The sequence below is a fragment of the Micromonospora lutea genome (assembly GCF_016863535.1).
GTDB classification, from domain to species: domain Bacteria; phylum Actinomycetota; class Actinomycetes; order Mycobacteriales; family Micromonosporaceae; genus Micromonospora; species Micromonospora lutea.
On sequence record NZ_BOPB01000014.1, the window covers coordinates 69,138 to 82,887 of the forward strand.

Sequence of the window (13,750 nt, forward strand, 5' to 3'; positions counted from 1 at the left end):
CGGGTCAGAGCCGCCCGGCCACCGTCCGCGCCAACTCGGTCAGTGGCTTGCGGTATCTGGCCGGGTCGTCCAGCCGCACCAGTCGGATGGCCACCCAGACTCCGGCGGCGTTGACGAAGACCGCGCCATCCTCCAGGTACGCCTCGTCACCCACGCCCGCCAGTGTCTCGAACTCGTGATCGAGATCGCGGTCGATGTCGAGGATCTTCTTGGCCCCGTCGCCGACGTAGATCTCCACCTGGGCCAACGGACCCGACGCCGGCCCGGAGTACGTGCAGGTGTCGCGAACCGGCACCGGATCCTCCAGCGGAGTGTCCGCCAGCTTCTCGGCGTCCGCCTTGGGCACCAGCGCGCAGGCGTCGAGCTGCGGCACCTCGGTCGACGGCTCAGTCTCCTGGGTGGGTGGCGTCGGCTCCGCCACCTCGACCGGTGGTGGTGGCGCGGTCGCGGGGTCGGCGCTGCCGCCGCAGGCGGAGAGTACGGCGACAGCGGCGGCCGTCGCGACGAACCTCAGGTACCTCACGGCCGTCTCCTCGAAGGCGGGGTGGTCATCGGGGCAGGGCGTCGAGCAGTCGGCGCAGCGCCTGCTCGTACCCGTCTGGCTGGGCGCCGAGGCGCTCGAAGCTGCTCAGCGTCACGGTGAAACTGCCGACGTTCCCGACCAGCACCGCCTCGGCACCGATGTCCTTGACCGCCAGGTAGCCCTTCCCGCCGTCGTCGAGATCCGTCACCGTCTGGTAGGTCTGCGCGGCCTGCTCGCGCTGGTAGTCGTAGGTCGTCTCGCCGGCCACCCGGGAGGCGGTGGTCACGGTAAGCACCGCCACTCCCTTCCCGTCGCCGAAGCTGCAGTTGCCGTCGTCGACCATCGGCTGGCCGACCAACTCGGAGATCTGGGTCGCGCTGAACGGGCAGGCCGGAGCTTCCGCACCGGCACCGTCGGCGGGCAGGTCCAGGTCAGCCTCAGTGTCCACGGCGGGGCCGGGCTCCGGCGGTGCGGGTTCGCCACTGTCGCAGCCGGTCAACGCGAGCGCGGCCACGAGCACCGTGGGCAGGATCAGTCGACGCACGGTTCGATCCCTTCTGGCTCCCGGCTTCGAACAGGCCAGGCCGATGCACTTCGGAGCCGGTACGTCGGGGTGACGTCTCGACGCTACGACCGCACCGCCGGGAAGGAATCCGGCTTTTCCCTAACCTTTGACCGCGCCGGTTGGCGCACCGACCGTCGCTGCCGGGAAGCGAGGTACCCGCTCGTCGGGTCCACCGACCCGGGCCAGCGCCGCACTCAGTTCCGCGCGGCGGGAGATGCCCAGCTTCCGGTAGACCCGGGACAGATTGGTCTCCACGGTCTTCGGGCTGACGAACAACTCGTCGGCGATGGCCCGACTGGTCCGCCCCTGCGCGGCGAGCCGGGCGACCCGCTCCTCGGTGGCGGTGAGATCCGACGACGCGGGCGGCCGTCCGCCGAGCCGGGCGGCCTCGGCCCGTGCCCGAGCGGCGAAGACCGTCGCGCCCAGGGCGTCGAACTCGACCGCAGCGGCGGTCAACGCTTCCCTGGCCGGGCGCTTACGGCGGGACCGGCGGTGCACCACACCCTCGATCAGCAGGCATCTGGCCCGTTCCAGCGGGAGGACCTCCGGCGGCACGGCGGCACGCGCGGCCGCGAGGTCGCCCAGGGCGGCGGACGGGTCGACGCCACCGGCGCTGTCCAGCAGGACGCGGCTGCGTGCCAGGCCCAGCAGCGTCCACGGACGGGCGAACCGCCGGTTGCGCTCCGTCAGCCGAGCCAGGGCGGTGCGCGCCGTCGCCAGGTCACCGGCGCCCACGCAGCCCTCAATCCAGTCGGGTTCGAAGCGCTGTGCCAGCGGCTCGACCAGGCCCACCCGGTCGACAAGCGCGGCGAGCCGGCCGTACCCGGCCGCGGCGTCGGCCATGCGACCGGCACAGAGCGCCACGAACGCTCCCAGTTGCAGGTGGATACGCCGACACCAGTCGTCGTCGAGCCGCTCACCGAGCCGCAGCCCCGTCTCGGCCACCCGCTGTGCCACATCGAGCCGGCCCCGCAGCGCGTCGAGCAGCCCAGCCAACCAGATCTCCGCGGTCGCCTCGGTACCCAGCAACTCGCCGAGTTCCCGGGCCGCCGCGATGTGCTGCTCGGCGACCGTCCACCGCCCCGCGAGCAGTTCGGTCTCGCCGAGGTGCTTGAGTAGCTCGTACTGCGAGGGCTCGTCTGACCGACTGGCTGCCAGGTCCAGCAGCCTGCCCAGCCGTCGCCGGGCCCGGGCCGGATCGTCGATCGACTTCCACCAGATCGCCGGGATCGTGCCGGCGAGCCACGACGGCTCCGCACCCTCCATCTCCAGCGCCCGGTCGAGCAACTCGACGCGGGGCGGTTCGCCGGCGCGTACCTCGTTGTAGAACAGGTGCAGCAGCGCCGCGGCGAGCAGCGCGCGGTCCCCACCGGCACCGGTGAGCAGGGCGATGGCTGCCTCAGCGTGCGCCCGCGCCGGGTCCGGCAGGTCGACGAAGAGCGCCAGGTGCGCGTGGATCCGGCCGGCCAGAGGGGAATCCGGTCGGGTTGCCGCCAACGCCCGGCCGGCCGCCTCGACGGCGGTGCCGCCCGACTCGTCGGCGCTCCACGCGACCACGGCGCGCAGCAGCAACGCCTCGGCGCGTACCTCGCCGTCGAACCCGGCGGCCACCGCCTCGGCGGCGACTCGTGCCCCGGGATGGTCCCCGCAACCGAACCGGCAGCGGGCCGCCGCCAGCATCCGCTGACCACGGCCGGCCTCATCATCGGACGGCGTGAGCCGCGCCGCCGACTCGTACAGGTTCGCGGCGGCCTCCGGCGCGCCCCGCGCGTGCTGTCGGGCGGCGGCCGCGGCGAGCGCATCGGCCACCACGGGATCCGCCGTGGTGGTGCACAGCGCCAGGTGCCGAACCCGTTCGTCCGGATCGGCGACCACCTCAGCCAGCCGACGATGCAGGCCGCGCCGGACGCCGGGTGGGATGCCGGCGCGGACCGCGGCCGCGTAGACCGGATGGGTGAACTCCACGCGCGCCGCCCCGACCAGGAGCAGGCCGGCCTCCTCGGCGGCGTCGAACGCGGCGGGGGAAATCCCCGCTGCGGTCAGGTCACGCAGCAGAGGTACGCCGAGCAGGGCCGCCAGCCGCACGGCGTCGCGGCAGCGGGCCGGCAACGCGGCGAGCACCTCGCCGAGGAGCTGGTGCATGGACGAGGCGACCGGCAGGTCCTGCGCCGGTTCCGGTGGCTGCGGTAGACGCTGTACCGCGCGAGCCACCTCGATGGCGACCAACGGGTTACCGGCGGCCTCGCGGGCGATCCGGGCCAGCAGAGATCGACTCAAACTGGTACCTACCCGTTCCCGCAGCAGGTGGTGCAGGGCACCCACTCCCAGCGGAGCCAACGGCAGCCGGGTCAGCTGGCCGGGACCGGCGTCGAGTCCGAGCGGCGCGACCCGCGGCGTCGACGTGTTGTCGGTGCGGCAGCTGACCAGGGTGGACAGCTCGGGCCCGACCCGGCGTAGGGCGAACCGCAGCGCCCGTTCGCTCGGTCGGTCCAGCCACGGCGAGTCGTCCACGGCGACGAGCACCGGCCGGCCGGCGGTGAGCGCCGCCTCCAGCAGCGAGCGGGTGGCGGCACCGACCACCCGCTCGTCGACGGTCTCGTCGCTGTCCCGGGTGAGCAGCACCACCTCGGCGGCGACGCGCTGCGGGCGCGGCAGGTCCACCACCAGGCCCGCCAGTGGGCGGAGCAGGTCGGCGAGGGCGGCGAAGGGCAGCTCGGTCTCGCACTCGGCCGGCGCGCAGGTCAGCACCGACCAGCCGGCCCGCGTCGCCTCGGCGACCAGTTCCCGGAGCAACGTCGTCTTGCCGATGCCGGCGGGGCCCTCCAACAGCACCGAACCCGGCTCGCGCAGTGCGCGCCAGCCCTGGTCGAACACCCCGTCCCGGCCGACGAGCGTACGCCGCATGGGGCAATTCTGGCACCGGTGACGGGGCGTCGGACATCCTGCGGACGGCGGACCAGTTCCACCGGCGGTCGGTCAGGACGGTCCTCAGGCGTGCAGGGTGCGACTGGGCGGAAATCCGTAGGTGGCGTGGTAGCGCGCGGTGAACCGACTGTGGCTGAGGAACCCCCACCGTGAGGCGATCGCCGAGACGGTTTCCCGGCGTGGGTCGGCCTGCATCAGGTCGCGGTGGGCCCGGTCGAGCCGGACCCGGCGCAGGTGGGCCATCGGGGTGGTGTCGAGGTGGCGGCGGAACGCCAGTTGCAGGGTCCGCAGCGAGACCTGGGCTGCGGCGGCGATGTCGGCGGCACCGATGTCGCGATCGGCGTACTCCTCGATGAACGCCGTCGCCCGACGCAGCGTCGCGGTGGTCATGGCGCGCCGGTCGGTGACGGAAGGCCAGTTGGCGGTGGTGTTGGGGAAGACCGCCAGCGCCGAGGCGGCCAGCATCCGGGCGGCGCTGGCGATGACCAGCGGCTCGCGGTACGCGTACGGGTTGCTGAGCACGACATGGTTGAGGTAGCTGGTGGTGTGTCGCCACAATCGGGCCAGCGCCGGTGAGACGGGAGCCATGCCGGTGAACTGGATGCCCTTCACCGGGTCGGCGGCGGCACCGCCGGTCACTCGGTCCAGGATGGACAGGTTGAGCAGACATGTGGTGACCTTGCCCGGCAGCCAGCGCAGCGAGCAGGGCACGCCGGGAAGGGCGACGAGGAAGATCTCACCGGGCCCGTATCGGCCGTCCCCCTCGGCGCAGAAGCGGCTGACATGTCCGTCGACGACCTCGCAGATCACCAGGGCACTCGGCGGTCCGACATCGATATCGAGACGGGTGGACTGGTCCAACGTCTCCAACCAGAACGAGCCCGCGTCCACCCGGTGGTGTCGGAACCGGTAGCGGTTGTCGGCGGCCTCGCGGACGGTGAACCCGGTGCGGTAGGCGTCGGCCAGGAAGTCGTGGATCGTCTCCGGGTCGCAGCTGTCGAACCGGTGGGTGGTCGGAACCTTCGTCTTCAATACGTCTCCATCGACCTGGACGGAGGGCGCTTCGTTACGCCGGGCGAGGCCCGACGGGACGTTGTGGATCCGGAGAGCGGTAGGACATGCGAAGCCAGGATTCCCATTGATGGTATCCACAAAGGAAGGACTCCCATGAATTTTTCGTGGCATATCCGTCGCGTCGGCGGGATCTCGCTCGTTGCCGAAGTCAGGGGAGCTTCGTTTTCGGGCTAATCGGCACGCTCCGCCGTGCGCGCGCCGGGCTAGCCGACGACCGTCCGTAGCCATGATCATGCGAAGGGTGTCGAACGAGGGGTAGCTGATCGACTAACGGATGAAGGGGTGAATTGTTGGACACGAAGGATCCGACTGACATCGTCCGACTGGCGACGGCTGAGGCACTCCGGCGGATCGCCGGGGAGAGAATGCTGAACGGCATCGTGGGATCCCGCATGTCCGCCCTGGGCGGCGGTCTGCGGGACGTGCTCCGCTGCGCCCTGGTGGCGCAGCGGGTGGCGGCACCGACGCGACTGATCGCGCTCTGTCGCGACCTGGCCCTCGGGCCCGACGCCTTCGACCTGCTGGGTCACCATCTGCTGGGTGCGCTGGTGGGCTATCGCCCGGGGCCGGACGCCCTGGTCCGGGTGGGCGGCGCGCTCGGTCTGGCACGCCGGGAGCTGTTCACCCAACCGCATCCGACGCCGGGCGGCTCACACCGGGCCTCCGCCCGGGTCGGCAGCCGCAACAGCGCCGCCGTTCGTTACCGCTCCACCAAGCCACCGGAGCATCTGCCCTCGCCGCCAAACTGGACGTGCACCGGCTGCGGGCAGGAATGGCCGTGCGCGATCAAACAGAGTCAACTGCTCGCGGAGTTCGGCGGGGCCCGCGCCGCGCTCGCGGTCTACCTGGGCTCCTGTCTGCTTGCCGCGACCCGGGACCTACCTGGCCTGCCGCTGGCCCGGGCACGTAACCGCTTCCTCGGCTGGCTGCCACGCCGGCCGTTCTGAGCAGACCCGCCCGCCGCCGGCCGTCGGCCGGCGGGCGGGCTCAGGTCACGCCTGATGCCGACGTGGTCGGGTCTGCCGGGGCACTGTCGTGCCCGGCTTCCTCGGCCGCCCGGCCTGGGCAGCGGCGAGCCTGGTGGAACAGGATCCAACGCAGACGGCTGATCAGTTCGCCGCGGGCTCCGGCGCACGGTCGGCGTCGTTCGGGGTTGGTGCCGTCGTGTCAGCCTCGTCGGGCTGCTGGTTCGCCGCCTGGCCGGCGAACCAGTCGATGCCGCCCGGCCCACCGGCTGCCACCGCCGCCGCCGCGCGAGCCACCGGGTCCATCATGGGACGTGCGCCGTGCTCCGGGGCGCCATCAGTCTCGCCCGAGCCCGGCTGGCCTGGCCGCCCGGTCTGGCGGTCCCGGCCCGCCGGATCGGCGGCGTCCGTACGCTCCGTCTCCGACCCGGCTCGGTCAGCGTCCCCCTCCCCGCTGGTGGCCGCCTCCTCGGTCTGACCGCCCGCCGTCGAGGTCACCTCGCCACCGCCCACCAGGGCCGGGTCGCCACCGGCCCGGGTGATCCCGGCACGGGCGGCCACCATCGGGTACTCGGCGGTCTCGCTGCCACCGGCCGCCGCGGCCATCACCGCCGCGGCCGCCAGATCCGCGACCCGCTTGGCCTCGCGCTGCACCCGTGCCCGGGTCTCCTTGGCGTGCCGCTCGGCGGCCTCGGCCGCCCGGCGCGCCTCGTCGAGTCGCTGGCGCTCCGCCACGAGTTCGCGGCTGGTCTCCTCCAGCAGCTGCCGTAGCCGGGTCAGCTCGGCCTCGGTGGCGTCCTTTGCGCCGCGGGCCTCGTCCAGCTGCTGCTCGGCGTCGTCCAACTGTTCGTGCAGCTGAGCCAGTGCCTGACGCTGCTCCCCGACCTCCAACTGGACGGCGTGCAGCTGTTCGTCGGCTGCCGCGGCCTGCTCGTCGCTGAGCTTGCGGACCTCGGCCGCCTGCTCGTCGGCGCGCTTGCGGATCTCCGCGGAGTACTGCTGGGCGTCGGCGATCATCGAGCTGACCCGCTGCTCAGCGGCGGCCCGCTGCGCGGCCAGCTCACGCTCGACGGCGGCGCGCTGCTCGGCCAGGTCCTCCTCGGCCGCGGCCCGCCGTTCGGCCATCTCCTCCTCGACCGTGGCTCGCCACTGCGCCAGCTCCTGCTGGCTCTTCGACCGGGCCGCCTGGATTTCCTGGTGAATCTGGGTACGCGCCGAACTGGTCAACGCCTCTGCCGCCGAGCGGGCCTGTTCGACCTGCTGACGGCACTGCTCGCTGACCCGCTGCGCCTCCTGCTGGGCACGCTCGTGCGCGGCCTCCCCATCGGCGCGCAGCTTGTCGGCCCGCTCGCGGGCCTCGGCCAGCTCCGCGTCAGCAGCCGCCCGCAGTTCCTCGTACGTCTTCTCGTGTTCGGCCCGCCGGCCGGCCAACTCCTCCTCGAGGTCGGCCAGCGCCTTGACAGTGCGATCCCGCGCGTTGGCGAGCGTCTTCTCCGCCTCCGCCTGGAGCTTCGTGGCCCGCTGAGTGTGGGTTTCGATGATCGAGGCGGCCTGCTTCTCGGCCAGGTCCAGGATCTGGCCGACCATCGGGCCCACGTCCTGGAAGGTGGCCTTGTCCACTTGCGCCGGTCGTTGCCGCAGCTCGGCGACCTCACCCTGGAGCGCCTGGAGCTTTCCGGTCAGTTCCCGCGCGTGTGCCGCGGCCCGGTCCCGTTCCGCTGATATCGCGGCGAGCCGACCATCGACCTGTTCGACGTAACGCTCGACCTGCCGTTTGTCGAATCCACGCAGGGCGACCTCGAAGTTCGGCCGCGAGGCCAGGTCGTCGCGGACTGCGAACGGCTCCTCGCCGATGGACATGCCGCACCCTCCGTCGGATCGGTGAACGCCACGCCGGCCGGCCGGCGGCGGATGACGCGCAACGTTACCGCTGCTCCGGCTGCTCTGTCCTCCCACCCCGGTACGGTTTTCGGCCCGCCTGGCGGGTGGCTCCGCATCGACGTCCCGCCGATCGGGTGTGGGCTCCTCGGGGTGGTGCGCGGGTGGAATCGGCCAGCCGGCGGTGCGAGGGATAGACCCTGGTCACAAGGGAGTGGTGTGCGACGGCACGGTGGAAAAGTGAGACCGCCCCGCGTCTTGACAGGTACTTAGGTTAGGTTAACCTAACCGCATGTCGAGCGTACCGACGTTGAACGACGCCGAGCAGAGCCTACGCGGTGTTGACCTGTGCCTGGGCTACCACGGCACGACTGTGGTGCACGACGCCGCGATCACCCTGCGCCCCGGTGCGGTGACCGCTCTCGTCGGCCCCAACGGCAGTGGCAAGTCCACCCTGCTGCGGGCGTTGGCCCGACTGCACCCGCTCGACAACGGCAGTGTCCTCTTCGCTGACGGTATCGCCGCCGCGGGTCTGCCCGCCAAGGAGTACGCCCGCCGGGTCACGCTGCTCGCCCAGAGCCGGCCGATCCCGAACGGCGTCACCGTGCGTGACGTCGTCAGCTACGGCCGCCACCCCTACCGGGGCCGGTGGCGCGCGGACGACCCGGACGGCCCGGCCGCCATCGCCCGCGCGATGGAGGTCACCGGCGTCAGCGCGATGGCCGGCCGACCGGTGGACGAACTCTCCGGAGGCGAACTACAGCGGGTCTGGCTGGCCACCTGCCTGGCCCAGGACACCCCGGTGCTGTTGCTCGACGAGCCCACCACCTTCCTCGACCTGCGGTACCAGATCGGGATCCTCGATCTGATGCGGGACCTCGCCGACGACCACGGCGTCGCGGTCGGCGTCGTGCTGCACGACCTCAACCAGGCCGCCGCGGTCGCCGACGAGGTGGTCCTGCTGCACTGCGGGCGGGTCCGCGCCACCGGCACCCCGGCCGAGGTCTTCACCGAGCACGACCTGACCGAGACCTACGGCATTCGGATCGAGGTCAGCACCGACCCGCTCAGCGGGCTGGTGACGACCCGTCCGGTGGGCCGACACCTGGCCCGAATCCCGGTCTGAGCACAGACCGGTCACGACACTCACCCGAGAAAGAACATCATGTCCCGTACCCGTGTTACCGCCCTGGTGGCTGCCGCCACCGCGGTGCTGCTCGCCGCCTGTGGCACCACCGAGAACACCACCGAGCCCGCCGCCTCCACTCCCGCTGCCAGCGGCCCGGTCACCGTCACCGACAGCCGGGGCAAGGAGATCAAGCTCGACGCGCCCGCGACCAAGGTGGTCGGCCTCGAATGGGGCGAGGTCGAGATGCTGGTCAGCCTCGGCGTCATGCCGGTCGGTGTCGCCGACCCCAAGGGGTACGCGACCTGGGTGAGCGCCGCCAAGCTCGACCCGGGCGTCAAGGACGTGGGCACGCGTGGTGAGCCGAGCGTCGACGCCATCGTGGCGCTGGAGCCCGACCTCGTGGTCATGGAGGACGACCGCGGCGCCAACGTGATCAGCCAGTTGGAGAAGTACGTCCCGGTCATCGTCACCAAGGGCAGCGACGCCTCGGACAATCTCGGCCGGATGCGGACCGACCTGAACATGATCGCCGCCGCCGTGGGCAAGACCGCCGAGGCAGAGAAGCTGCTCGCGGACTTCGACGCCGCGATCGCCGACGGCAAGAAGAAGATCGCCGACGCCGGCGCCGCCGGCAAGCCGTTCGCCATCGCCGACGGTTGGAAGGAAGGCAGCACGGTCAGCATCCGGATGTTCGGCGAAGGCGCCCTGGTCTCCCAGATCGGCATCCAGCTCGGCCTCACCAACGCCTGGAAAGGCGAGACCGACCCGGCATGGGGCCTGGGCCAGACCGATGTCGAGGGCATGACCGTCCTCTCCAGCCCGGACCTGCACTTCTTCTACAACGCCTCGGACGGGGTCGACGTCTTCGCCGACGGTCTGAACAGCAACGCCATCTGGAAGTCGCTGCCCTTCGTCAAGCAGGGCAACCTGCACCGGATGCCCGACGGGATCTGGACCTTCGGCGGGCCGCTCTCCGGCAAGCAGTACATCGACCAGTTCGTCAACACCTACGCGGTGTGACTTCCCTGTCCGCGCCCTCGCGTCCGGAGCCGGCTGTCCAGCCGGCTCCGGCCGAGCGCCCCTCGACTCCCCGCGTCGTCGGGGCATTCGTCGTCGCCACCGTGCTGCTGCTGGTCGTGGTGGCGGTGCACCTCACCCAGGGCACCTCGGCCGTGGGTGCGCTCGACCTGCTCCGCCTGCTCACCGGCGGGGACGACGAGACCGCCCGGGTGTTCGTCGCCTCCCGGCTGCCCCGGTTGCTCGCCGGGCTGACCATCGGCGTCGCCCTCGGCTTCGCCGGCGCGGCACTGCAGTCGATCGCCCGTAACCCGCTCGCCTCCCCGGACACCCTCGCCGTCAACGCCGGTGCCCACCTGGCCATCGTCGCGGTCGCCGCGTTCGGCATCGCGCTGCCCGCGTTGCCCGCCGGTGGCCTGGCCTTCTGCGGTGGCCTGGCCGCCGCCGGACTGGTGATGGCGATGTCCTCCGGTGGCCAGGCCGGCACCACCCGGCTGATCCTCGCCGGCTCGGCCACCGCCCTGGCGCTCAGCTCGGTGACCATGCTGCTGCTCCTGCTCTTCGAGCAGGCCACCATCGGCCTGTTCGCCTGGGGCAACGGTTCCCTGGTGCAGAGCGACCTGCAGTCGCTCACCCAACTCGCGCCCGTGATCGTGATCGCCGTCGCGGCGCTCATGCTGCTCGGCCATCGCCTCGACATTCTCGCCCTCGGCGACGACACGGCCACCGTGCTCGGCATCGACGTACGCCGTACCCGGCTGATCGTCACCGTGCTCGCCGTGCTGCTCTCCGCCGCGGCGGTCACCCTTACCGGCCCGGTCGGCTTCGTCGGGCTCTGCGCGCCGGTGATCGTCCGGCTGCTCGGCCCGCTGGTACCCGGAGTCCACCGGCACCGGATTCTGCTGCCGCTGTCCGGCATGGCCGGCGTCGTCATCGTCCTCGGCTCCGATGTGCTGCTGCGGGCGATCATGGGTGGCCAGGCTGGAGTGGACATCCCCACCGGCGTGGTGACCACCCTGTTCGGTGCCGGGATCCTGATCTGGCTGGCCCGTCGACACCGCGACGCCGGCCCCACCCGCCGCCCGCCCGGCGGTCACGCGGCGGTGCGCTCCGCGAGGTTCCACCGCACCGTGGTGGCCGTCGCCGCCACGGTCACCGCCGGCGCGGTGCTGCTCGGCATGCTCGCCGGGGACACCTGGCTGCTGCTCGGCGACATCGTCAACTGGCTCAACGGCAGCACCGGACCGGCGTACACCTTCGTGCTGGACCAGCGGTGGCCGCGCGTCGCCGCGGCCTTGCTGGCCGGCGCGGCCCTGGCGGTCGCCGGCACCACCGTGCAGGCGGTCTGCCGTAATCCGTTGGCCGAGCCCGGCATTCTCGGCATCACCGCCGGTGCCGGGCTGGGCGCGGTGGCGCTGCTCACCTTCGTGCCGCTGGCCAGCGTGTGGGCCGTCTCCGGTGTCGCCGGGCTCGGCGCCATGCTGGTCTTCGCCCTGGTGTACGGGGCGGCCTGGCGTGGCGGTCTGAGCTCCGACCGGCTGGTCCTGATCGGTTTCGGTGCCTGGCAGGGCGGCATGGCCATGATCACCTTCATGATCGTCGCCTTCGATCCGTGGAACACCGGCAAGGCCCTCACCTGGCTCTCCGGCTCCACCTACGGGCGGACCGCGACCCAGGTGCTGCCGGTGGCGATAGCCCTGCTGGTGCTCACCCCGGCGGTGGTGGCCGCCCGGCGTGAGCTGGATCTGATGACGCTCGACGACGACACCCCCCGGGTGCTCGGCGTCCGTCTGGAACGGACCCGACTGATCGCGCTGGGCGCGGCGGCCCTGCTGACCTCCACGGCGGTCTCCGCCGTCGGCGTGATCGGTTTCGTCGGCCTGGTCGCACCGCACGCGGCCCGGGCCCTCGTCGGTGGCCGGCACACCCGGGTGCTCCCGGTGGCCGCCCTGCTCGGCGCGGGCCTGGTCAGTCTCGCCGACACCCTCGGCCGCACCGTGATCGCCCCGGCCCAGATCCCCGCCGGGCTGGTCACCGCGATGATCGGCACCCCTTACTTCGTCTGGTTGCTGTGGCGTTCACGCGCCGCCGCCCCGCCCCGGTAAACGCACGACCCGACACGGAGAGGCACCATGACTCAAACCCTGCCCGTCGCACCCTGGCGGCTGTTCGCCGTCGAGGTCCGCGCGGTACGTCGGCTCAGCCCGTCCTTCGTCCGGGTCACCTTCACCGGCCCGGACCTGGACCGCTTCGCCGACAACGGGTACGACCAGCGGATCAAGCTGGCGTTGCCGCTGCCGGGTCAGGTCGGTGTGCACCTGCCACAGGGGCCGGACTGGTACGCGCGGTGGCGGACACTGCCGGATCACGAACGCAACCCGATCCGGACGTACACGGTGCGCGCCGTCCGGCCGTACCTGAGTGAGGTCGACGTCGACCTGGTGCTGCACGGCGACGGCGGGCCAGCGACCCGGTGGGCCCGGCGGGTCCGCCCCGGCGACGAGATCGCCATCGTGGGTCCGGACTCGGCGTACGGAGGTGACCATGGCGGGGTCGAGTTCCGGCCCCCGTCGACCGGGTGCCTGCTGCTGGCCGGTGACGAGACGGCGGTGCCGGCGATCAGTGGCATCTGCGAGCGGCTACCACTGGACGCGCGCGGCCGGGTGCTGCTGGAGGTGCCGCAGGCCGATGACGCCCTGTCGCTGATCACCCCACCCGGTGTCGAGGTGACCTGGCTGCCGCGGGGCGCCGGTGGGTACGGCAGCCGGCTCGTCGCCGCCGTCGCCGCGGCGGCGGACGACCTGCTCGCCAGCGCGTCGGTCGATGGCAGCGCGCCGGTTCCGCAGTTGGTCGACGAGGTGGACGTGGACCACGAGATCCTCTGGGAGGTGCCCGACGCGCCTCCGGCAGCACCGCTCTACGCCTGGCTGGCGGGAGAGGCCGGTGTCATCCGTACCCTTCGCCGGCACCTGGTCACCGAACGCGGCCTGGACCGGTGCGCGGTGGCGTTCATGGGCTACTGGCGTCAAGGCCGCGCCGACCCCTCCTGAAGCCGTTGTCGGCGACGTAGGTGTGAGATCGCGGGGGAGGGGGCGCTCAGGGCAGCGGGTGGGAGATGTTGCGGGCGTGGTCGGTCAGGGCGGCGGCGACGACCGTCGCCTCCAACGGCAGCATCTCCAGACAGCGGCGTACCGCAGCGGACATCAGCGCGTTCGGTACCCGCATGGACAGCGTGCAGTGCGGCACCCACCGACCCGGTCGGTAGTGCTCCATGAGCGTCACACCGCCCGCGACGAGCAGGTCGTACACCCGCCGATGGTGGGCCAGCAATTCCGGTGTGGGTACCGGACCCAACCAGAGCACCCGGCCGACGAACTGACCGGCGTGCTGGAACGACAACCGCAGCGGCGCCGCCACCGTGGTGCCGGCCAGCGCCGCCGTGACCTGCTCCGGTTCGAAGCGCGGCGCGACCGCGAGCGAGACGTGTGGTCGGTGCCGCTGCTCCAGCAGGGAGCGCATACTCTGCACCCCCTCGGCCTCCAGGGCCTCCCACAGCACCCGGATCCGCCGGGTGGCGACGGTGTCCAGATACAGCTCCAACGCGGCGACCACTTGATCATTCTAGGGTGGTGTCCACCGGTTGCCGATCAGCCCGTTCGGCGGTCCACTGAATG

11 protein-coding genes are annotated in these 13,750 nt (G+C 72.1%); 5 read left to right on the forward strand and 6 right to left on the reverse strand.

Annotation, left to right across the window (positions count from 1 at the left end):
• Positions 1-4: 4 nt before the first annotated feature.
• The 4 genes from Vlu01_RS15460 to Vlu01_RS15475 all read right to left on the reverse strand — a co-directional run bounded on the left by Vlu01_RS15460 (position 5) and on the right by Vlu01_RS15475 (position 5,045).
• A complete protein-coding gene (locus Vlu01_RS15460; RefSeq protein WP_203999588.1) occupies positions 5-523 on the reverse strand; it encodes a hypothetical protein in 519 nt (172 codons plus the stop codon).
• Positions 524-548: 25 nt separating this feature from the next.
• Positions 549-1,067, reverse strand: a complete 519-nt coding sequence (locus Vlu01_RS15465; protein ID WP_239095916.1) for a P-loop NTPase family protein — start codon at positions 1,065-1,067, stop codon at positions 549-551.
• A 120-nt stretch (positions 1,068-1,187) separates the two neighbouring features.
• Positions 1,188-3,992: an AAA family ATPase gene (locus Vlu01_RS15470; protein WP_203999590.1), complete on the reverse strand. Its 2,805-nt coding sequence runs from the start codon at positions 3,990-3,992 to the stop codon at positions 1,188-1,190.
• Between the two features lie 84 nt (positions 3,993-4,076).
• A complete protein-coding gene (locus tag Vlu01_RS15475; protein ID WP_203999592.1) occupies positions 4,077-5,045 on the reverse strand; it encodes an AraC family transcriptional regulator in 969 nt (322 codons plus the stop codon).
• Between the two features lie 434 nt (positions 5,046-5,479).
• Between Vlu01_RS15475 and Vlu01_RS27590 the strand changes: the two genes are divergently transcribed.
• Complete coding sequence (locus tag Vlu01_RS27590) at positions 5,480-6,034, forward strand: hypothetical protein (RefSeq protein ID WP_239095917.1); 555 nt, start codon at positions 5,480-5,482, stop codon at positions 6,032-6,034.
• Positions 6,035-6,196: 162 nt separating this feature from the next.
• On the opposite strand, the gene Vlu01_RS15485 is transcribed toward Vlu01_RS27590, so the two are convergent.
• Positions 6,197-7,912 (reverse strand): coiled-coil domain-containing protein, encoded by a 1,716-nt coding sequence (locus Vlu01_RS15485; RefSeq protein ID WP_203999597.1) that lies wholly within the window; start codon positions 7,910-7,912, stop codon positions 6,197-6,199.
• A gap of 310 nt (positions 7,913-8,222) precedes the next feature.
• On the opposite strand from Vlu01_RS15485, the gene Vlu01_RS15490 reads away from it, so the two are divergent.
• The 4 genes from Vlu01_RS15490 to Vlu01_RS15505 are packed head-to-tail and all read left to right on the forward strand — an operon-like array spanning position 8,223 to position 13,126.
• Positions 8,223-9,056 (forward strand): ABC transporter ATP-binding protein, encoded by an 834-nt coding sequence (locus Vlu01_RS15490; RefSeq protein ID WP_203999600.1) that lies wholly within the window; start codon positions 8,223-8,225, stop codon positions 9,054-9,056.
• Positions 9,057-9,095: 39 nt separating this feature from the next.
• Positions 9,096-10,079: an ABC transporter substrate-binding protein gene (locus tag Vlu01_RS15495; RefSeq protein WP_203999604.1), complete on the forward strand. Its 984-nt coding sequence runs from the start codon at positions 9,096-9,098 to the stop codon at positions 10,077-10,079.
• 5 nt (positions 10,080-10,084) lie between these two features.
• Positions 10,085-12,181: an iron ABC transporter permease gene (locus Vlu01_RS15500; protein ID WP_204000031.1), complete on the forward strand. Its 2,097-nt coding sequence runs from the start codon at positions 10,085-10,087 to the stop codon at positions 12,179-12,181.
• A gap of 27 nt (positions 12,182-12,208) precedes the next feature.
• Positions 12,209-13,126: a siderophore-interacting protein gene (locus Vlu01_RS15505; RefSeq protein WP_203999607.1), complete on the forward strand. Its 918-nt coding sequence runs from the start codon at positions 12,209-12,211 to the stop codon at positions 13,124-13,126.
• 46 nt (positions 13,127-13,172) lie between these two features.
• Here Vlu01_RS15505 and Vlu01_RS15510 read toward each other — a convergent pair whose 3' ends face one another.
• Positions 13,173-13,688, reverse strand: a complete 516-nt coding sequence (locus Vlu01_RS15510) for a 2'-5' RNA ligase family protein (RefSeq protein ID WP_203999610.1) — start codon at positions 13,686-13,688, stop codon at positions 13,173-13,175.
• Positions 13,689-13,750 lie beyond the last annotated feature (62 nt).

What these genes read in the sequence shown, in the direction of transcription:
- Vlu01_RS15490 (WP_203999600.1), top strand. Translation starts at nt 8,223, where the DNA reads ATGTCGAGCGTACCGACGTTGAACGACGCCGAGCAGAGCCTACGCGGT.
- Vlu01_RS15485 (WP_203999597.1), bottom strand. Translation starts at nt 7,912, where the DNA reads ATGTCCATCGGCGAGGAGCCGTTCGCAGTCCGCGACGACCTGGCCTCG.
- Vlu01_RS15495 (WP_203999604.1), top strand. Translation starts at nt 9,096, where the DNA reads ATGTCCCGTACCCGTGTTACCGCCCTGGTGGCTGCCGCCACCGCGGTG.
- Vlu01_RS15505 (WP_203999607.1), top strand. Translation starts at nt 12,209, where the DNA reads ATGACTCAAACCCTGCCCGTCGCACCCTGGCGGCTGTTCGCCGTCGAG.
- Vlu01_RS27590 (WP_239095917.1), top strand. Translation starts at nt 5,480, where the DNA reads ATGTCCGCCCTGGGCGGCGGTCTGCGGGACGTGCTCCGCTGCGCCCTG.
- Vlu01_RS15470 (WP_203999590.1), bottom strand. Translation starts at nt 3,992, where the DNA reads ATGCGGCGTACGCTCGTCGGCCGGGACGGGGTGTTCGACCAGGGCTGG.